Source organism: Pseudomonas japonica (assembly GCF_900188455.1).
GTDB lineage: Bacteria > Pseudomonadota > Gammaproteobacteria > Pseudomonadales > Pseudomonadaceae > Aquipseudomonas > Aquipseudomonas japonica.
Genome location: NZ_FZOL01000007.1, coordinates 1 through 19,473, shown reverse-complemented (window position 1 = coordinate 19,473; position 19,473 = coordinate 1). Strand labels below are relative to the sequence as shown.

Sequence of the window (19,473 nt, the reverse complement as noted above, 5' to 3'; positions counted from 1 at the left end):
CGCCCCGTTTTGCTGGAGTGAGGATCAGGCCTTGCCGACCTGTTTTTCCTTCTTCTCCGCGAGTTCCTTGCAGTCGAAGCACAGGTCCGCGGTCGGACGTGCTTCCAGACGCCGCAGGCCGATCTCGACACCGCAGGCATCACACCAGCCGTATTCGTCGTCGATGATCTTCTGCAGGGTCTTGTCGATTTTCTTGATCAGCTTGCGCTCGCGATCGCGGTTGCGCAGTTCCAGGGCGAACTCTTCTTCCTGGCTGGCACGGTCGGCCGGATCGGGGAAGTTGGCGGCTTCGTCCTTCATGTGGTCCACGGTGCGATCGACGCTGGTCATCAGGTCCTGTTTCCAGGCACCGAGGAGTTTGGTGAAGTGTTTTTTCATGGGCTCGCCCATGTACTCCTCACCCTTGGTCTCCACATAGGCATCGACACCGTACATGGAATGACCGGCTTTTTGCTTTTCTACGGTGGACATGAATAGACCGCCTCTCACTCATCTGATCCAATGCGCAGGATTACTTCCATCTCCGGCGACCGCCGGCCCTGCGACTGCGAGCCGCCGAACTTACCAGATAGGATCGGGGTGCGCTACTCCCGGTTATCTCCGGTAGGACAGCGAGGTTTACCCAGACGTTCGCCGCGGCGCGCGGGTAGAATCATCAGTTTAGTACCAATTGAGAGAAGGCCAATGGCTCAGCCCTACAGTGCGCGCAGTCGCGCCATCGAACCTTTCCATGTCATGGCATTGCTGGCGCGGGCCAACGAACTGCAGGCGGCCGGTCACGACGTGATCCACCTGGAGATCGGCGAGCCGGACTTTTCCACCGCCGCCCCCATCGTCGAAGCCGGGCAGGCCGCGCTGGCCGCCGGGCATACCCGCTACACCGCGGCCCGCGGCCTGCCGGCGCTGCGCGAAGCGATCTCCGGTTTCTATGCCACGCGCTACGGCTTGAGCATCGACCCGCAACGCATCCTTATTACACCTGGCGGTTCCGGGGCCCTGCTGCTGGCCAGCAGCCTGCTGGTCGATCCGGGCAAGCACTGGCTGCTGGCCGACCCGGGTTACCCCTGCAATCGCCACTTCCTGCGTCTGGTGGAGGGTGGGGCGCAACTGGTGCCGGTGGGGCCGGAGGTCAACTATCAACTCAACGCCGACCTGGTCGAGCGCTATTGGGACCACGACACCGTCGGCGCCCTGGTGGCGTCGCCGGCCAACCCGACCGGCACCGTGCTGGACCGTGACGCCCTGGCCGGGCTGTCCCGGGCGACCCGTGCGCACAACGGCCACCTGGTGGTGGATGAGATCTACCATGGCCTGACCTACGGCATGGATGCACCCAGCGCCCTGGAAGTCGACGACCAGGCCTTTATCCTGAATAGTTTCTCAAAATATTTCGGCATGACCGGATGGCGTCTCGGCTGGCTGGTCGCGCCACCGGCGGCGATCCCCGAGTTGGAGAAGCTGGCGCAAAACCTCTATATCAGTGCCCCGAGCATGGCCCAGCATGCCGCGCTGGCCTGCTTCGAGCCTCGCACCATCGAAATCCTCGAGGAGCGCCGCGCCGAATTTGCCCGCCGCCGCGATTTCCTCCTACCGGCCCTGCGTGAACTGGGCTTTGGCATCGCCGTGGTGCCGCAAGGTGCCTTCTATCTATATGCCGACATCAGCAAGTTCGGCGGTGACGCCTTCGCCTTCTGCCGGCACTTCCTCGAAACCGAGCACATCGCGTTCACGCCGGGCATCGACTTCGGCCGCCACCAGGCCAGTCATCATGTGCGTTTCGCCTATACCCAGAGCCTGCCGCGCCTGCACGAGGCGGTGGAGCGGATTGCCCGCGGTCTGCGGAGCTGGCAAGGCTGATGTTCTTTTCTCCTGTGCTCGAAGAGGCCCGACTGGTACGGCGCTACAAGCGCTTTCTCGCCGATATCGAAACCCTCGACGGCGAGCAACTGACCATTCATTGCCCCAATACCGGCTCGATGCTCAATTGCATGAAGGAGGGTGGCCAGGTCTGGTTCAGCCGCTCCAGCGACCCCAAGCGCAAGCTGCCGGGTACCTGGGAAATCAGCGAAACCCCGCAGGGGCGCCTGGCTTGCGTCAATACCGGGCGGGCCAATGCCATCGTCGAGGAAGCACTGCGGGCCGGGGTGATCCGTGAGCTGGCAGGCTTCACCTCCTTGCGCCGTGAAGTGCCTTACGGTGAAGAGAAAAGCCGCATCGACTTCCAACTGACCTTCGACAGCGGTCTGGCCTATGTCGAAGTCAAGAGCGTGACGCTCGGTTTCGACGGCAGCACCATCGCCGCCTTTCCCGATGCGGTCACCCAGCGTGGCGCCAAGCACCTGCGCGAACTGGCGGCACTGGCTCGCCAGGGCGTGCGCGCGGTGCAGCTCTATTGTGTGAACCTCGGCGGTATCGAAGGCGTGCGCCCGGCAGAAGAAATCGACCCGGGCTATGCCATGGCCTTGCGCGCGGCGCAGCTCGACGGTGTGGAAGTGCTGGCCTACGGCGTTGCGCTGGACAACCAGCAGGTGCGCATCGATCGTGCCTTGCCGGTGCTGCTCAATCCTTGAGCCAGATGCCCTGGCTGTCTTCGTGGCAGTCCAGGGCCTGCAAGGCGTCGCCCTCGCAGGGGCCGGCGACGCATTCGCCACTTTCGATCAGGAACAGCGCGCCATGATGGGCGCAGGCGATCAGGCTGGCGCTGCTGTCGAGAAACTGTTCCGGCTGCCAGTTCAGCGGGATCCCGCGGTGCGGGCAACGGTTGCGGTACAGGTAGACCTGGCCCTGGCGGCGCACGCCGAGCAGTTCCAGGCCGGCGTGGCTGAATCCTCGGCTCTGGCCTTCGCCCAGTTCGGCGGAATGACAAAGGAAGTGCTTCACAGGGAGTTCCGTGGCGATTGCTGGCGGCTTGACGCTCAAATGCAAATAATTATCAAATTGCTGGCCCCGATGGCGCCGGACGCCTTTATACCCTGTCCGTTGCCTCCCTTGAACCGTCATGAACAGGAAGCTTCCCAATGCGCCGATGTGCCAGCCTGATCGCCCTTTGTATCGGGCTTGTCTTCAACCCGGTGCAGGCGGAGCAACTGCCGCAACGCTGGGTCAGCGCCGGTGGCGCGCTGAGCGAGTGGATCGCCGAACTCGGCGCCGAGTCGCGTCTGGTCGGCGTCGATACCACCAGCCAGCATCCCGAATCGCTGAAAGCCTTGCCGAGCATCGGTTACCAGCGTCAGCTGTCCGCCGAGGGGGTGCTGAGCCTGCGCCCTGACGTGCTGGTCGGTACCGAGGAAATGGGGCCGCCGCCGGTACTGGCGCAGATCCGCGGCGCCGGGGTGCGGGTCGAACTGTTTTCCAGTCGCGCCGATCTTGAGGCCGTGCAGCTCAACCTCAAGCACCTCGGCGAGCTTCTGGGCAAGCCGGAGCAGGCCGAGCAGCGCTACAGCGACTACCGCAAGCAGCTCGACAGCCTGCGCGAGCGAATCAAAACCGCTCAGGGTGCGGATAAGGCACCCGGCGTGATCCTGCTGGTAGGCCACGCTGGTGCCAAACCGATGATCGCCGGCAAGGGCACCGCAGGCGACTGGCTGATTGAGCAGGCGGGCGGACACAATCTGGCGGACCACGAGGGCTACAAGAACTTCTCCAGCGAGACCCTGGCGGCGCTGAACCCGCAGGTGGTGGTGTTCTCCGACCGCGCCCTGGCCGGTGACGCGGCCCTGCAGGCGCTGCTCAAGGAGAACCCGGCCCTGGCCGCATCCCGCGCGGCCAAGGAAAAACGCCTGGTCGACCTCGACCCGACCCTGCTGGTCGGCGGTCTCGGTCCACGGCTGCCGGCCGGCCTGCATGCGCTGGCCCAGGCCTTCTATCCGGCGGCGAAGGCGCGACTGGCGCCATGATCCGACTGGTGAAACCACGCACGCTGTTCATCGCCCTTGGCGTGCTGTGTCTGCTGGCGACCTGGTTGTCGCTGGCGCTCGGGCCGGTCAGCCTGCCGTTGCTGGATACCCTGCGCGCCGGTCTGCGTCTGCTCGGTATGCCGGTGACCGGGGACGGACTGGAGCAGGCCGAACTGATCCTCGGTCAGATCCGCCTGCCACGGACCCTGCTGGGTCTGGCCGTGGGCGCGGTGCTGGCCCTGGCTGGCGTGGCCATGCAGGGCCTGTTTCGCAACCCGCTGGCCGATCCCGGTCTGGTCGGGGTGTCCAGCGGTGCGGCACTCGGTGCGGCGATTGCCATTGTCGGCAGTTCCTGGGCTGGAGGCGTGCCGGAAGCGTTCGCACCGTACCTGCTGTCGCTGTGCGCTTTTCTCGGCGGCCTTGGCGTGACCGCGCTGGTCTATCGACTGGGGCGGCGCGACGGGCAGACCAGCGTCGCCACCATGCTGCTCGCCGGGATCGCCCTGACCGCGCTGGCCAGTTCGGCGGTGGGCCTGTTCACCTACATGGCCGACGACGCCACCCTGCGCACCCTGACCTTCTGGAACCTGGGCAGTCTCAACGGTGCCAGCTATCAGCGCCTGTGGCCGCTGGTGCTGGTGGCGAGTGCCGTGGCGCTGTGGTTGCCGCGCCGCGCCGAAGCGCTGAACGCCTTGTTGCTGGGCGAGTCGGAGGCGCGGCACCTGGGCTTCGACGTCGAGAAACTCAAGCGTGAACTGGTGTTCTGCACCGCCCTGGGCGTCGGTGCGGCGGTGGCGGCGGCGGGGTTGATCGGCTTCATCGGCCTGGTGGTGCCGCACCTGGTACGTCTCCTGGTCGGGCCGGATCACCGTGTGTTGCTGCCGGCTTCCTTGCTGGCGGGGGCTTCGCTGCTGCTGTTCGCCGATCTGATCGCGCGCTTGGCGCTGGCGCCGGCGGAACTGCCGATCGGTATCGTGACCGCCTTCATCGGCGCGCCGTTCTTTCTCTATTTGTTGTTGCGGGGGCGTGCCTGATGCTTCAGGTCGAGGATCTGCAGGTGGTTCGCGGGCGCAGCACCGTGCTCGACGGCATCGAGCTCGGGGTGCGACCCGGCGAGGTACTGGGCGTGCTCGGGCCCAACGGGGCCGGCAAGAGCACCTTGCTCGGTGCCTTGTGTGGCGAACTGGCACCCACTCGTGGACGCGTGTTGCTGCATGAGCGTGCGCTGTCGGACTGGCCAGGGCATGAACGCGCCCAACGCCTGGCCGTGCTGCCGCAAGCATCGAGCCTGGGTTTCGCTTTCCAGGTCGAGGAAGTGGTGGGTATGGGGCGCTTGCCCCATCGCACCGGGCAGGACCGCGATCGGGAGATCGTCAGCGCCGCGCTGCAAGCGACGGATGCCTTGCACCTGGCCGGGCGCAGCTATCTGGCACTTTCCGGTGGCGAACGTCAGCGCGTGCATCTGGCGCGGGTCCTGGCGCAGTTGTGGCCGGGCGAGGAGGGCAGGACCCTGCTGCTGGACGAGCCGACTTCCGCGCTCGACCCGTTGCATCAGCACACCACCCTGCAGGCGGTGCGCGGGTTTGCCGATCGTGGCGCCGCGGTGCTGGTGATCCTTCACGACCTGAACCTGGCCGCACGCTATTGTGATCGTATCCTGTTGCTGGAAAGCGGCCAGCCTCATGCCTTCGATACGCCCGAGCGGGTGTTGCGGCCCGAGGCGCTGAAGGCAGTGTTCGGCCTCGACGTGCTGGTCCAGCCTCATCCCGAGCGAGGGCATCCGCTCATCATTGCCCGATAGGAGTTGCGCATGTCCCGGTCCTGGTCTTTTGCCATCCTGTTTCTGCTGGCCTGGAGTCTGGCGGGATGTCACTCCACTGCCGCGCTGCCGCCGTTACCGGCGTTGCCGGAATGGCAGAGCCCGGAAGGGCGCGAGCACGCCGAACTGGGCCAGATCCGCGAAACCGCCAGCGGCAAGCTGCTGACACCATCGCAACTGGTTGAGCGGCTGGCCGCGGCGCCGCGGGTGGTGGTGGGCGAGCAGCACGACAATCCCGATCACCACGCGCTGCAGCTCTGGCTGTTGCAGGCGCTGAACCAGCAGCGGCCGCAGGGCAGCCTGTTGCTGGAAATGCTCGAGCCGGTGCAGCAGGTCAAGGTCGATGCAGTACGTCAGCAGCAACCATTGTCGGATGATCTGGCCGCCGCCATCGACTGGCGCCAGGGGTGGGACTGGACGTTCTATGCCCCGCTGCTGCGCGACGCGTTCACCCGCGGCTATCCGCTGCTGGCGGCCAATCTTGATCGCGACGAAATGAAGAGCATCTATCGTAATCCCCCGGCATTGAGCGGCCCGCGCTCCAACGCGCCGGCGGTGCGGGAGGTGTTGCTGGAAGAGGTGCGCGCGGGCCATTGCGGCATGCTTCCGGAGAGCCAACTGCCCGCCATGCTCGCGGTGCAGCAGCAACGTGATCGGCGCATGGCCCAGCGCCTGCTTCAGGCGCCCGCGCCGGCGCTGCTGCTGGCCGGTGGGCAGCACGCGCGCAAGGATGTCGGTGTGCCGCTGCATCTGGCGGATCTCGGTGCGGCCTCGGATAACCAGGTGCTGATGCTGGTGCAGGTCGGCGAGCCGGTCGATGCGCAGGAAGCGGATTATGTCTGGTTCACCGCAGCCCTGCCGAAGCGGGACTACTGCGCCGATCTGAAATGAAGAATCGCGGGCAAAAAAAGACCCGGCAAAACTGCCGGGTCAATAACCGTGATTAGCCTGATGAGGAGATAATCTGAGAGTCCGAACCAAGGTCTTTCAGCTTATCCAACCAGTCTCGCGACCAGTTGTGATAATCATAACGATTCTCATTTCGAAGTCAATCGGCCAATCCACAATTTTTCAATTTTTTTTCCGCTGGGTCGTCGCATCGAATTGCTGGTTCAGGGCGTTCTTGCGCTCCAAGGGTATGTCGTTCCAGTGGATATCCAGCAGAGCGCCTTCAATCGCGTACAGCAGCACCTTCGATGCCCGGAATCCCCGCGTGCGTACCGCCCGATAGGCATCCACCGCACCGAGGCGGCGGAGGTCCGATGCGCTGTGGATGCCTACCGCGTGCAGCCATTGCGCCGAGGTCTTGCCAAGATTCTTCAGGTGCTGGAGTTCGTCGTTCATCAAGCCTCCTTGCGCCGGCTGAACGGATCTTGTGGAGGAAGTCGCGGGTAATCAATGAGGAGTGTAGCGGCACTTGGCGATAACGCGGCTATTTGCCAGTGCCGCTGGGAAGAAGCTGTCCGGCGGGGCGCGCCGGAGCGTTTCAGCGTGTGCGATAGCGCAGGCGGGTACCGAAGTTCACCGACATGAGGATCTCGTCGGCGCTCAGTTCTGGCGGGAACCAGGTCCCCGAGATCTGCGCGTGGGCCAGGCTCGCACCCTCCAGCGGTACGTCGCGCAGGTCGAGGCCGCGCAGGTCGGCGGCGCGGAAGTAGGCACCGCTGAAGTCGATGCCCGATGCATCGAGATTGCGCAGGTCGAGGCCACGGAAGTCGCCATCACGAAAATCGATGCTGGCGTCTCGCGGTTTCTCGCGGTTGAACCCGGTGATGTCCTCGTTGTGAATCAATGCGTACAGCGAGCTGTCGAGTTGCCGTGGCTGATTCATGGAACGCGCCTCCTGGGTGGCCATGTAATGGCATTATAGTGTCACCCGGTGCGGAAGCTGCGGAGCAGAGGCGTGAAGTGTGGACTGCTTCACGCCTCTGGCGGTTTTACAGGCCTGGCAGGCGTTGGCGGATCTGCTTGACCAGGTCGTCGAGGCTGGTGCTTTCGTTGGTTTCCACGCGCTTGCTCTGCAGCAGTTCCTCGGCGCTCAGGACATCGCGGCTGGCCTGCTGCGCGGCAACCACTTCCAGGGTGGCGTCGGACGGATCGTTCTGGTCCGCCTGACGCTGCGCCAGCCAGCTGGCGATGACGGCTTGCGGTGCATTGCAGTCGAGGATCAGGAACGGCACGCCGGTCTCGCTGGCAACGTCGGCGGCGTTCTGGCGTTGTGCCTGTTTCAGGTAGGTGGCATCGATCACCACCGGGAAACCAGCGCGCAGGATCACTTCGGCCAGATGATGCAGGCGCGCATAGGTGGCCTGGTTGGCGTCGGTGCTATAGATGCCGGCTTGCAGCTGGCCTGCCGCCGCTGCGCTCTGTTCGCCGAACAGGCGCTTGCGTTCCACGTCCGAGCGCAGGCGGATCGCGCCGAGCGCTTCGACCAGGCGCATCGCCACATGGCTCTTGCCCACCGCGGAAACGCCGTGAGTGATTGCCAGCAGGCGCGAAGGAATGGCGCTGTAGCTCTCCGCCAGGTTGGCGTAGTTGCGGTACTGGCGCAGGGTGGTGGCGCGCTGCACGCCATCGGCGTTGGCCGGCATGCTGAACAGTGCGACCTTGGCCCGCACCAGGGCGCGGTAGGCCTTGTAGAAATTCAGCAGTTCCAGGCCCTGGTAGTCGCCGGTGAGTTCCAGGTACTGGCTGACGAAACGCCGCGAGAGCGACTTCAGGCCGCGGTCTTCCAGGTCCATGGCAAGGAAGGCGGTGTCGGCGTAGACGTCGGTGAGGCGGAACGGTTCGTTGAACTCGATGCAGTCGAAGATCACCACCTTGCCGTCGATGACGGTGGCGTTGCCCAGGTGGATATCGCCGTGGCATTCGCGGATGAAGCCTTGCGCCTTGCGCTCCGCCAGCAGCTTGTGCAGACGGTCGAAGCTGCTGCGGGCCCAGGCCTGCAGGGCGTCGAGCTGTTGCAGGTCGGCCTTGTCGCTGAGGAACGGACGGATCTGCTCGAAGTTCTGTTCAACCGGTGCCATCACGCTTTCCGGCGTACCCAGCGGATGTTCGACGGCGACCCGTGGTGCTTGCAGGTGGAACTCGGCGATCTGCCTGGCCATCTGGTCGATGTGCGCGGCGGTCAGTTCACCATTCGCCTGCAGGGTGCTGAGCATCTGCTCCTGGGGGAACTGGCGCATCTTCAGGGCGAACTCGATCGGCTGGCCAGCGCCACCCAGTTGCGGCGCCTCGGCGCTGCCGGTGATCGGCAGGACATCCAGGTACAGGCCATCGGTCAGGCGCTGGTTCAGGCGCAGTTCTTCGTTGCAAAAGTGTTCACGACTGGACAGCTCGGTGAAGTCGAGGAAGCCGAAATTCATCGGTTTCTTGACCTTGTACGCGTAATCGCCCGTGAGCACGACCCAGGAAATATGCGTCTCGATAACCCGGAAATCCTTCACCGGATGGGGGTATAGGGCGGGGTTCTGCAGGGCTGCGATCAAGGCTTGGCTCACGGGCGATCCTTCCGGGACAAATGGGATTTCAATCGGCCATTATGGCGGCAAGCATGCCGTCTGGAAACCGCCGGAGGGCGTCTGTCGATGAACGATAAAGTGCGTATAATCCGCGCCCATGACACGTACCCGATCCTCCCGTACCCCGAAAAAACAACCGTCTGGTCGCGCTCGCGCCTGGCTCGGCTGGGCCATCAAGCTCAGCCTGGTCGGTCTTGTGGTGCTTGCCGGTTTTGCCGTCTATCTCGATGCAATCGTCCAGGAAAAATTCTCCGGCAAGCGCTGGACCATTCCGGCCAAGGTGTATGCCCGGCCACTGGAGCTGTTCGTCGGTCAGAAGCTGAGCAAGGAGGATTTCCTCGTCGAGCTCGATGCACTCGGCTATCGCCGTGAAAGCGTGGCCAATGGTCCCGGCGCGGCGGCGGTCAGCGGCAATACGGTCGACCTGAACACGCGCGGCTTCCAGTTCTATGAAGGCCTGGAAGCTGCGCAGAAAGTCCGTGTGCGTTTCTCCGGCGACTATGTGGCCGGCCTCAGCGCGGCCAACGACGCCAAGCTGGCGGTGGTGCGCCTGGAACCCCTGCTGATTGGCGGCCTGTATCCGAAGAATCTCGAAGACCGCATCCTGATCAAGCTCGATCAGGTGCCGCCGTACCTGCTGGAAACCCTGGTGGCGGTGGAAGACCGCGACTTCTATCACCACCTGGGGGTCTCGCCCAAGTCCATCGCCCGGGCGATGTGGGTCAACACCTCGTCCGGCGCCATGCGTCAGGGCGGCAGTACCCTGACCCAGCAGTTGGTGAAGAACTTCTTCCTGACCAACGAGCGCAGCCTCAGCCGCAAGCTCACCGAAGCGATGATGGCGGTGCTGCTGGAGCTGCATTACGACAAGCCGGAAATCCTCGAGGCCTACCTGAACGAAGTGTTCATCGGTCAGGACGGCCAGCGCGCGGTGCATGGCTTCGGTCTGGCCAGCCAGTTCTTCTTCAGCCAGCCGCTGTCGGAACTGAAGCTGCAGCAGGTGGCCCTGCTGGTGGGGATGGTCAAGGGGCCGTCCTACTACAACCCGCGGCGTTATCCGGAGCGCGCCCTGCAGCGGCGCAACCTGGTCCTCGACCTGCTGGCGGAGCAGGGCGTGGCTACGCCGGAAGCGGTCGAAGCGGCGAAGAAGATGCCGTTGGGCGTGACCAAGCGTGGCAGCCTGGCCGATAGCTCGTTCCCCGGCTTCCTCGATCTGGTCAAGCGGCAACTGCGCCAGGACTACCGCGACGAAGACCTCACCGAAGAAGGGCTGCGCATCTTCACCAGTTTCGACCCGATCCTGCAGATGAAGGCCGAGTCCTCGATGGCTGACACCTTCAAGCGCCTGGGCGGGCGCAAGGGCGCGGACGAAGTCGAGGCGGCGATGGTGGTGACCAATCCTGAAACCGGTGAGGTTCAGGCCCTGATCGGCAGTCGTCAGGCCGGATTCGCCGGTTTCAACCGAGCGATCGACGCGGTGCGTCCGATCGGCTCGCTGGTCAAGCCGGCGGTCTACCTGACCGCGCTGGAGAAACCGAGCCAGTACACCCTGACCAGTTGGGTGCAGGACGAGCCGTTTTCGGTCAAAGGCGCCGATGGTCAGGTGTGGAAGCCGCAGAACTACGATCGTCGTCCTCACGGCACCATTTACCTGTACCAGGGCCTGGCCAACTCCTACAACCTGTCGACGGCCAAGCTGGGTCTGGAACTGGGTGTGCCGAATGTGCTCAAAACCATAGGACGACTGGGTGTCGAGGTCGACTGGCCAGCGTTCCCGTCGATGCTTCTGGGCGCCGGCGGCATGTCGCCGATGCAAGTAGCGACCATGTACCAGACCCTGGCCAATGGTGGCTTCAACACACCGATGCGCGGCATCCGCAGCGTGTTGACCGCCGAGGGCGAACCGCTCAAGCGCTATCCGTTCCAGATCCAGCAGCGTTTCGACCCGGGTTCCATCTACCTGGTGCAGAACGCCATGCAGCGGGTGATGCGCGAAGGTACGGGGCGCTCGGTCTACAGCGTGCTGCCGAGTTCGCTGAACCTGGCAGGCAAGACCGGTACCAGCAACGACTCGCGGGACAGTTGGTTCGCTGGCTTCAGCCAGGACCTGCTGGCGGTGGTCTGGCTCGGTCGCGACGACAACGGCAAGACGCCATTTACCGGTGCCACGGGTGCCTTGCAGGTGTGGACCAGCTTCATGCGCAAGGCCGATCCGTTGCCGCTGGATATGCCGCAACCGGATAACGTGGTGCTGGCGTGGGTCGATCCGCGTACTGGCCAGGGCTCCGACGCGAGCTGCCCGGGCGCGGTGCAGATGCCGTATATTCGCGGCAGCGAGCCGGTCGCGGGCGCAGCCTGTGGCGGTGAACAGACACCAGCCGACTCGGTCATGGACTGGGTCAAGGGCTGGATGAATTAATCGGCGATTGCCAAGAGGACGTGACGTGAAAAAATGGTGGTTTCCTGCCCTGACGGCGCTGGCCTTGCTCAACGGCTGCGCCACCGTGCAGCGTGGCTCGATTCCGGTGGTGGATTCGGGTACCCGGGTGTCCAACAGTGAACGGGTCCAGGCCAATCGTGCCGGCACCGCGGCGGTGCGCAGCGGCACCAGCCAGACCCAGTCGCTTCCACAGGACAGCGGCGTGACCGTGATGATCCCGCAAGGCAGCGGTGCCACGCCGATCCAGACCTTCCCGGCCTCAACCGCGCCGTCCGGAATCAGCACCGGGCCGATCACGCCGGGGCCTGTGACTTCGCAGCCATTCACCCCGGCCCCGAGCAGCAACGCGGGCAGCTACACCATGCCGTCCGCACCGACCGGCATCCCGCGGGCGAGCAGCAGCACGGGTGGCCTGTCGGCGGACGAGCAACTGGATGGTCCGGTGCTGGCGCTGTTGACCACTGCCCAGCAGCAGCAGGGCAGCGGCGACTACAACGGTGCTTCGTCGAGCCTGGAGCGCGCGCAGCGCATCGCACCGCGGGAGCCGCAGGTGCTTTACCGTCTGGCCCAGGTCCGCCTGGCTCAAGGTGATGCCGCGCAGTCCGAGCAACTGGCGCGCCGCGCGTTGACTTACGCCAATGGCCGTCCCGACCTGCAGTCCGGGTTGTGGAACATCATCGCCCAGGCCCGCGACAAGCAGGGTGACGCCGCCGGCGCCGCCCTGGCGCGGCAGAAAGCCCAGGCCACGCTGTGATGGATCCGCGCATCCTGGATATCGCCGATCACCTGCTGCTGATCGAGCGCGAACTGCATGTGCAGGGCTGGTGGAGCGATGTGGCCCCGAGTGCCGAGGCGCTGGCCAGTACGGTGCCCTTCGCCGTCGACAGCATGAGCTTCGAGCAGTGGCTGCAGTGGATCTTCCTGCCGCGGATGAAGGAGATCCTCGAGCGTGGCCTGGCGCTACCCAATGCCTCGGGCATCCTGGCGATGGCCGAGACGGTGTACGTCGATCGCCCAGAGGAAAGTCGTCAATTGCGCAAGCTGCTGGCGGAGTTCGATCAATTGATCAGTCCATCTGCCTGATTTTTCTGCCGTTTATCGTTCGGGGCCGCTTTTGCGGCCCCGTTTCGTTTGGCGCGGGCATGCGCAAACGTTTCCGCCCGGCTGGCAGAGGTGTTGCGGCGGAATTTAAACCATGAAGTCACTTGACTTGCGCAGTTCGAATCAGAACAATCCAAAGTCCGCTGTAGGGGGACTGCCAGAAGCAGACCCGCTAAGCAGATCATGAGGCGCACACCCGCGCCGACCTGTTACACCCCGCAACGCGTTACCTCGCGCTGGGTGGGAAAACCCCGCAACACTTTGGGGCGCTCCCAATACTTGCTCAGTCAGTGCTGACGTACTCGGCGATTCCGTCGCTCATGCTCTGCTTGGCAGTAAACCTATTAAGACCCGTTCCGGAGCGAACGGTATTCTGGCGTTTTAGAGGTGAACAACGTGGAGCTTTTATCTGGCGCTGAAATGGTCGTCCGCTTTTTGCGTGACGAAGGCGTTAAGCACATCTATGGGTACCCTGGTGGTGCTCTCCTTCATGTTTACGATGCTCTGTTCAAAGAACCGGAAGTGCACCACATCCTGGTTCGTCACGAACAGGCAGCTACCCATATGGCGGACGGCTACGCCCGTGCCACCGGCAAGGCCGGTGTGGTACTGGTGACCTCCGGTCCGGGCGCGACCAATGCCATCACCGGCATTGCCACCGCGTACATGGACTCCATCCCGATGGTCATCCTCTCCGGTCAGGTGCCCAGCACCATGGTCGGTACCGATGCCTTCCAGGAAACCGACATGATCGGTATTTCCCGGCCGATCGTGAAGCACAGCTTCATGATCAAACATGCCTCGGAAATCCCGGAAGTCCTGAAAAAAGCCTTCTATCTCGCCCAGTCCGGCCGTCCAGGCCCGGTTGTCGTCGACATTCCGAAGGACATGACCAACCCGGCTGAAAAGTTCGAGTACGTCTATCCGAAGAAGGTCAAGCTGCGCTCCTACAGCCCAGCGGTCCGTGGTCATTCCGGCCAGATCCGCAAGGCGGCGGAAATGATCCTCGCGGCCAAGCGTCCGATCATCTATGCCGGCGGCGGCGTGATCCTCGGTGGTGGCTCCGAGCCGCTGACCGAACTGGCGCAACTGCTCAACGTGCCGGTGACCAACACCCTGATGGGCCTGGGCGCCTATCCGGGTACCGATCGCCAGTTCGTCGGCATGCTCGGCATGCACGGCAGCTACACCGCCAACCTGGCGATGCACCATGCCGATGTGATCCTGGCTGTCGGCGCACGTTTCGACGATCGCGTGATCAACGGGCCGGCCAAGTTCTGCCCGAACGCCAAGATCATCCACATCGACATCGATCCGGCGTCGATCTCGAAGACCGTCAAGGCCGACGTCCCGATCGTCGGGCCGGTCGAGAGCGTGCTCACCGAGATGCTCGCTGCCGTTCGCGAGATCGGCGAGAAGCCTGAAAAGGCGGCCATCGATGCCTGGTGGCAGCAGATCGAAGAGTGGCGCGGCGACCGCGGCCTGTTCCCTTACGACAAGGGCGACGGCAGCGTCATCAAGCCGCAGACCGTGATCGAGACCCTTTGCGAAGTCACCAAGGGCGACGCTTTCGTCACCTCCGACGTGGGCCAGCACCAGATGTTCGCGGCGCAGTACTACCGCTTCAACAAGCCGAACCGTTGGATCAACTCTGGCGGCCTGGGCACCATGGGCTTCGGTTTCCCGGCGGCCATGGGCGTCAAGCTGAACTTCCCGGAGGCCGACGTGGCCTGTGTCACCGGCGAGGGCAGTATCCAGATGAACATCCAGGAACTGTCGACCTGCCTGCAGTACGACCTGCCGGTGAAGATCGTCAACCTGAACAACGGTGTACTGGGCATGGTTCGCCAATGGCAGGACATGTCCTACAACAGCCGTCACTCGCACTCCTACATGGAGTCGCTGCCTGACTTCGTCAAGCTGGCTGAAGCCTATGGTCATGTGGGCATCCGCATCACCAGCCTGAAGGACCTCAAGCCCAAGCTCGAAGAAGCCTTCGCCCTCAAGGATCGCCTGGTGTTCATCGACATCCAGGTCGACAACAGCGAGCACGTCTATCCGATGCAGATCAAGGATGGTTCGATGCGCGACATGTGGCTGAGCAAGACGGAGCGGACCTGATATGCGGCACATTATTTCCCTGCTGTTGGAAAACGAACCCGGTGCCCTGTCCCGCGTCGTCGGCTTGTTCTCGCAGCGCAACTACAACATCGAAAGCCTGACCGTAGCACCGACCGAGGACCCGACCCTGTCGCGTCTGACGCTGACCACGGTGGGCCATGATGAGGTGATCGAGCAGATCACCAAGAACCTGAACAAACTGGTTGAGGTGGTCAAACTGGTCGACCTGTCGGAAAGTGCTCATATCGAGCGCGAACTGATGCTGGTCAAGGTGAAGGCCACTGGCGCCCAGCGTGCCGAGATCAAGCGCACCACCGATATCTATCGTGGGCAGATCGTCGACGTCAGCGCCAGCGTGTACACCGTGCAGTTGACCGGCACCAGCGACAAGCTCGACAGCTTCATTCAGGCAATTGGCACCGCGTCCATCCTGGAAACCGTGCGTAGCGGTGTCACCGGCATTGCCCGCGGCGACAAAGTGCTCAGCATCTAACTCGACAAAATTAGCGAATGGCCTGAACAAGGCCGAGATAACAGGGGTATTTTCATGAAAGTTTTCTACGACAAAGACTGCGATCTCTCGATCATCCAGGGCAAGAAAGTTGCCATCATCGGTTACGGTTCCCAGGGCCACGCTCAAGCGTGCAACCTGAAGGACTCCGGTGTGGATGTCACCGTCGGTCTGCGTAAAGGTTCGGCTACCGTTGCCAAGGCTGAAGCCCACGGCCTGAAAGTCGCTGACGTCGCTACCGCCGTCGCCGCTGCCGACCTGGTCATGATCCTGACCCCGGACGAGTTCCAGGGCACCCTGTACAAGAACGAAATCGAGCCGAACATCAAGAAGGGCGCTACCCTGGCCTTCTCCCACGGCTTCGCGATCCACTACAACCAGGTCGTTCCGCGTGCCGACCTCGACGTGATCATGATCGCGCCGAAGGCTCCGGGTCACACCGTTCGTTCCGAGTTCGTCAAGGGCGGTGGTATCCCTGACCTGATCGCTGTCTACCAGGACGCTTCGGGCAACGCCAAGAATGTCGCGCTGTCCTACGCTGCTGGCGTTGGTGGCGGTCGTACCGGCATCATCGAAACCACCTTCAAGGACGAGACCGAAACCGACCTGTTCGGTGAGCAGGCCGTTCTCTGCGGCGGTACCGTCGAACTGGTCAAGGCCGGTTTCGAAACCCTGGTCGAAGCTGGCTACGCGCCGGAAATGGCCTACTTCGAGTGCCTGCACGAACTGAAGCTGATCGTTGACCTCATGTACGAAGGCGGTATCGCCAACATGAACTACTCGATCTCCAACAACGCCGAATACGGCGAGTACGTGACCGGTCCTGAAGTCATCAACGAAGAATCCCGCAAGGCCATGCGCAACGCTCTGAAGCGCATCCAGGACGGCGAGTACGCGAAGATGTTCATCAGTGAAGGTGCTACCAACTACCCATCGATGACCGCCAAGCGTCGCAACAACGCCGCTCACGGCATCGAGATCATCGGCGAGCAACTGCGCTCGATGATGCCTTGGATCTCGGCGAACAAGATCGTCGACAAGACCAAGAACTGATTGGTTTTGATGCAATGAAAACGCGGCTTCGGCCGCGTTTTTTCATTTCCGGGGTCAGCTTCTGGTATAAGCTTTCCATCCGTTTGTCGGCGAACCCTCGCCGCGAACCATTGTCGAAACTTTCCAAACCGTTGCAAGGTAATCTCCATGAGCGAACGTCCCGAAGAGCCGAACAAGGCCTCTGACGCCGAAAGCCTGCTACCGATCGATGAACATGTCGAAGAAGGACATGACGCCGAAGGACGCAAAGTCCGTCATCGCGGCATTTATCTGCTGCCCAACCTTTTCACCACCGCGAACCTGTTCGCCGGTTTCTATTCGATCATCAACTCGATGAGTGCCCAGAGTGCCCTGAGTGCCGGTGATCCTCGCGAGGCGAGCAAGTATTTCGCCTTCGCCGCCATCGCCATCTTCGTCGCCATGGTGCTCGACGGTCTCGACGGTCGCGTTGCACGCATGACCAATACCCAGAGTGCCTTCGGTGCCGAGTACGATTCGCTGTCCGACATGGTCGCCTTCGGTGTGGCGCCAGCGCTACTGGCGTTCGGCTGGGCGCTGGGTGACATGGGCAAGGTCGGCTGGATGGTCGCCTTCATCTATGTCGCCGGTGCGGCACTGCGTCTGGCTCGGTTCAATACCCAGGTGGGTAAGGCCGACAAACGCTACTTCATTGGCCTGGCCAGCCCGGCCGCGGCGGGTGTCGTCGCCGGTACGGTCTGGGCCTTCAGCGACTACGGTATCCAGGGGTCGAAGTTGTCGTTCCTGGTAGCGTTGCTGGTTGCGGGCGCAGGCATGCTGATGGTCAGCAACATCAAGTACAACAGCTTCAAGGAGCTGGATCTGAAAGGTCGCGTGCCGTTCGTGGCGATTCTCGCCGTGGTATTGGTATTTGCCGTGGTCTTCAGTGATCCACCGCGTATCCTGCTGCTGATTTTCCTCGCCTACGCGGCGTCCGGTCCGGCTCAATATTTGTTACGCATGCGTCGCCGGAAAAACGCGGAGTAGGGCTGCAATATTTCTCAGACTCCGTAGTCTACTGCAGCATCTGTCCTGCAGTTCTGCGGAGTCATCATGCTGATCAAGTTCCCCCGGACCTCCGACTGCTCTGAGTCGGAGGTCACGCCTGAGTCGCTCTATCTTTCCCGTCGTTCTCTGCTCGGTGCTTCCGTGGCGGGTCTGGCTATTGCCGGACTGCCGGGGTGGGCTGGTGCGGGCGAGGTGTCGCGTTATGCCGATGCGGAGCCGGGTGCAGCGCCGGCCTGGTTTACCGAGAAATTGCCAGCCACCCGCTGGCAGGCGGTAACCGTGCAAGGGGAGGCCATCACGCCGTTCAAGGACGCGACCCACTACAACAACTTCTATGAGTTCGGCACTGACAAGGGGGATCCGGCGGAGAATGCCGGTGGTTTGCCCACCTCACCCTGGACCGTTGTCATCGATGGTGAGGTTGGCAAGCCAGGGCGTTACGCGCTCGAAGACTTCGTGAAGCCCTATCAGCTTGAAGAGCGGATCTACCGGCTGCGCTGTGTGGAGGCTTGGTCGATGGTCATTCCCTGGCTGGGCTTTCCGCTTGCCGCGTTGCTCAAGGAAGTGGAGCCGACGTCGAAGGCGAAGTACGTGCGCTTTGAAACGCTGCAGGATCCCAAGCACATGCCGGGGCAGCGTTCCGGCTTTGCCCTGATCGACTGGCCATATGTTGAAGGCTTGCGCCTGGATGAGGCGATGAATCCCCTGGCGATTCTCGCGGTGGGAATGTATGGCCGCGAGCTGCCGAACCAGAATGGCGCACCGCTGCGCTTGGTGGTGCCGTGGAAGTACGGGTTCAAGAGCATCAAGTCGATCGTGCGCATCAGTCTGGTCAGCGAGCAGCCGCAAACCACCTGGCAACGCATTGCGCCGGAGGAGTATGGCTTCTATGCCAACGTCAATCCCTCGGTGGATCACCCGCGTTGGACCCAGGCACGGGAGCGCCGTTTACCGAGCGGTCTGTTCAGCCCCAATGTGCGTGAGACGCAGATGTTCAATGGCTATGCGCAAGAGGTGAGCTCGCTGTATACCGGTCTCGACCTGAGGAAGAACTACTGATGCGCTATCCATGGTTGCGCCTGTGCATCTTCGTTCTGGCTGCCGTATGGCCGTTGTTCTGGCTGTATCAGGCGTGGATCTTCGCGCTGGGACCGGATCCGGGCAAGGTGTTGGTGGATCGCCTCGGGTTGGGTGGGCTCATCTTTCTGTTGATCACCCTGGCGATGACGCCGCTGCAGAGGATGACAGGTTGGTCCGGTTGGATCGTGGTCCGCCGGCAGTTGGGCTTGTGGTGCTTTGCTTATATAGCACTGCACCTGAGTGCCTATCTCTTCTTCATTCTTGGTCTCGACTGGGGGCAGTTGGCGGTGGAGTTGCGCAAACGGCCATACATCATCGTCGGTGTGCTGGGCTTCCTCGGGTTGCTGAGTCTCGCGATGACCTCCAACCGTTACAGCCAGCGTCGGCTCGGGGCACGCTGGAAGCGCCTGCACAAATTGGTGTACGTGATTCTTGGCCTGGGGCTGCTGCATTTTCTCTGGATCGTGCGCGCGGATCTCAAGGAGTGGAGCGTCTATGCCTTGATTGGCGTGGGGCTGCTGTTTCTGCGCGTCCCTGCGATCACCCAACGTTTGCCGCGGTTTGGCAGTCGAAAAATGCGCCCCGTAACAAAAGTTTAAATAAAGTGTTGACGTGCTGTTTTATCTCTCTATAATTCGCCCCACTTCCGGCGCAGTCGAAACGGAAAACTCCTTGAGAATCAACGAGTTGGATGTTTCAGGTGGTATCGGGAGTGCTTCGGTCATCTACGAAGGCGGTTGAAAAAGGCAGTTGACAGCAGGTTGTAACGCTGTAGAATTCGCCTCCCGCTAACGAGAGATCGCAGCGAGTCAAGTGTTTGAAGTTGAACGAGAAATTCTGAAAAACTTCAAAATAAACGCTTGACAGACTTAGAGGAAAGCGTAGAATGCGCGCCTCGGTTGAAG

20 protein-coding genes and 1 pseudogene are annotated in these 19,473 nt (G+C 62.6%); 15 read left to right on the top strand and 6 right to left on the bottom strand.

Annotation, left to right across the window (positions count from 1 at the left end):
* Positions 1–24: 24 nt before the first annotated feature.
* Positions 25–471 (bottom strand): RNA polymerase-binding protein DksA, encoded by a 447-nt coding sequence (gene dksA, locus CHB99_RS10670; protein WP_042125775.1) that lies wholly within the window; start codon positions 469–471, stop codon positions 25–27.
* A gap of 213 nt (positions 472–684) precedes the next feature.
* Here dksA and CHB99_RS10665 point away from each other — a divergent pair, with 213 nt between their 5' ends.
* Both CHB99_RS10665 and sfsA read left to right on the top strand, forming a co-directional pair.
* Positions 685–1,857 (top strand): pyridoxal phosphate-dependent aminotransferase, encoded by a 1,173-nt coding sequence (locus CHB99_RS10665; protein WP_042125777.1) that lies wholly within the window; start codon positions 685–687, stop codon positions 1,855–1,857.
* Complete coding sequence (gene sfsA / locus CHB99_RS10660) at positions 1,857–2,570, top strand: DNA/RNA nuclease SfsA (protein WP_042125779.1); 714 nt, start codon at positions 1,857–1,859, stop codon at positions 2,568–2,570. Before CHB99_RS10665 ends, sfsA begins: the two co-directional genes overlap by 1 nt.
* Here the strand turns inward: sfsA and CHB99_RS10655 are convergent.
* Complete coding sequence (locus CHB99_RS10655) at positions 2,560–2,880, bottom strand: Rieske (2Fe-2S) protein (RefSeq protein WP_042125781.1); 321 nt, start codon at positions 2,878–2,880, stop codon at positions 2,560–2,562. The two genes, sfsA and CHB99_RS10655, sit on opposite strands and share 11 nt — an antisense overlap.
* Before the next feature lie 137 nt (positions 2,881–3,017).
* On the opposite strand from CHB99_RS10655, the gene CHB99_RS10650 reads away from it, so the two are divergent.
* Genes CHB99_RS10650 through CHB99_RS10635 form a run of 4 tightly spaced genes read left to right on the top strand, consistent with a single transcriptional unit; the run spans position 3,018 to position 6,606 of the window.
* Positions 3,018–3,896: a heme/hemin ABC transporter substrate-binding protein gene (locus tag CHB99_RS10650; RefSeq protein ID WP_042125783.1), complete on the top strand. Its 879-nt coding sequence runs from the start codon at positions 3,018–3,020 to the stop codon at positions 3,894–3,896.
* 50 nt (positions 3,897–3,946) lie between these two features.
* Positions 3,947–4,930 (top strand): FecCD family ABC transporter permease, encoded by a 984-nt coding sequence (locus tag CHB99_RS10645; RefSeq protein ID WP_167335868.1) that lies wholly within the window; start codon positions 3,947–3,949, stop codon positions 4,928–4,930.
* Complete coding sequence (locus CHB99_RS10640) at positions 4,930–5,697, top strand: heme ABC transporter ATP-binding protein (RefSeq protein ID WP_042125787.1); 768 nt, start codon at positions 4,930–4,932, stop codon at positions 5,695–5,697. Before CHB99_RS10645 ends, CHB99_RS10640 begins: the two co-directional genes overlap by 1 nt.
* Positions 5,698–5,706: 9 nt before the next feature.
* Positions 5,707–6,606, top strand: a complete 900-nt coding sequence (locus tag CHB99_RS10635; RefSeq protein WP_042125789.1) for a ChaN family lipoprotein — start codon at positions 5,707–5,709, stop codon at positions 6,604–6,606.
* Between the two features lie 180 nt (positions 6,607–6,786).
* Here the strand turns inward: CHB99_RS10635 and CHB99_RS10630 are convergent, their stop codons facing one another.
* The 3 genes from CHB99_RS10630 to CHB99_RS10620 form a co-directional block, all read right to left on the bottom strand.
* A complete protein-coding gene (locus tag CHB99_RS10630) occupies positions 6,787–7,059 on the bottom strand; it encodes a TfoX/Sxy family protein (protein WP_042125791.1) in 273 nt (90 codons plus the stop codon).
* Positions 7,060–7,201: 142 nt separating this feature from the next.
* Positions 7,202–7,546 carry a pentapeptide repeat-containing protein gene (locus CHB99_RS10625; protein WP_042125792.1) on the bottom strand — a complete coding sequence of 115 codons (345 nt, stop codon included), beginning with the start codon at positions 7,544–7,546 and terminating at the stop codon, positions 7,202–7,204.
* Between the two features lie 106 nt (positions 7,547–7,652).
* Positions 7,653–9,215 (bottom strand): bifunctional aminoglycoside phosphotransferase/ATP-binding protein, encoded by a 1,563-nt coding sequence (locus CHB99_RS10620; RefSeq protein ID WP_042125794.1) that lies wholly within the window; start codon positions 9,213–9,215, stop codon positions 7,653–7,655.
* 118 nt (positions 9,216–9,333) lie between these two features.
* Between CHB99_RS10620 and mrcB the strand changes: the two genes are divergently transcribed.
* The 9 genes from mrcB to msrQ all read left to right on the top strand — a co-directional run bounded on the left by mrcB (position 9,334) and on the right by msrQ (position 19,167).
* A complete protein-coding gene (mrcB, locus tag CHB99_RS10615) occupies positions 9,334–11,655 on the top strand; it encodes a penicillin-binding protein 1B (protein ID WP_042125796.1) in 2,322 nt (773 codons plus the stop codon).
* A 25-nt stretch (positions 11,656–11,680) separates the two neighbouring features.
* Positions 11,681–12,430 (top strand): tetratricopeptide repeat protein, encoded by a 750-nt coding sequence (locus tag CHB99_RS10610; protein ID WP_042125798.1) that lies wholly within the window; start codon positions 11,681–11,683, stop codon positions 12,428–12,430.
* On the top strand, positions 12,427–12,759 hold the full coding sequence (locus CHB99_RS10605) for a YqcC family protein (RefSeq protein WP_042125800.1): 333 nt from the start codon (positions 12,427–12,429) through the stop codon (positions 12,757–12,759). The genes CHB99_RS10610 and CHB99_RS10605 overlap by 4 nt, the downstream gene beginning before the upstream one ends.
* Positions 12,760–13,173: 414 nt before the next feature.
* A complete protein-coding gene (locus tag CHB99_RS10600; protein ID WP_042125827.1) occupies positions 13,174–14,898 on the top strand; it encodes an acetolactate synthase 3 large subunit in 1,725 nt (574 codons plus the stop codon).
* 1 nt (position 14,899) lies between these two features.
* Positions 14,900–15,391, top strand: coding sequence for an acetolactate synthase small subunit (gene ilvN, locus CHB99_RS10595; RefSeq protein WP_042125802.1), 492 nt, complete (start codon positions 14,900–14,902; stop codon positions 15,389–15,391).
* A 54-nt stretch (positions 15,392–15,445) separates the two neighbouring features.
* A complete protein-coding gene (gene ilvC / locus CHB99_RS10590) occupies positions 15,446–16,462 on the top strand; it encodes a ketol-acid reductoisomerase (protein ID WP_042125804.1) in 1,017 nt (338 codons plus the stop codon).
* A 147-nt stretch (positions 16,463–16,609) separates the two neighbouring features.
* Positions 16,610–17,467, top strand: coding sequence for a CDP-diacylglycerol--serine O-phosphatidyltransferase (pssA, locus tag CHB99_RS10585; RefSeq protein ID WP_042125806.1), 858 nt, complete (start codon positions 16,610–16,612; stop codon positions 17,465–17,467).
* A 66-nt stretch (positions 17,468–17,533) separates the two neighbouring features.
* Complete coding sequence (gene msrP, locus CHB99_RS10580; RefSeq protein WP_042125808.1) at positions 17,534–18,547, top strand: protein-methionine-sulfoxide reductase catalytic subunit MsrP; 1,014 nt, start codon at positions 17,534–17,536, stop codon at positions 18,545–18,547.
* Entirely contained in the window at positions 18,547–19,167 is a 621-nt protein-coding gene (gene msrQ, locus CHB99_RS10575; RefSeq protein ID WP_042125809.1) for a protein-methionine-sulfoxide reductase heme-binding subunit MsrQ, read from the top strand. Before msrP ends, msrQ begins: the two co-directional genes overlap by 1 nt.
* A gap of 97 nt (positions 19,168–19,264) precedes the next feature.
* Here msrQ and CHB99_RS29930 read toward each other — a convergent pair.
* A pseudogene (locus tag CHB99_RS29930) lies at positions 19,265–19,473 on the bottom strand (hypothetical protein); the annotation flags it as partial.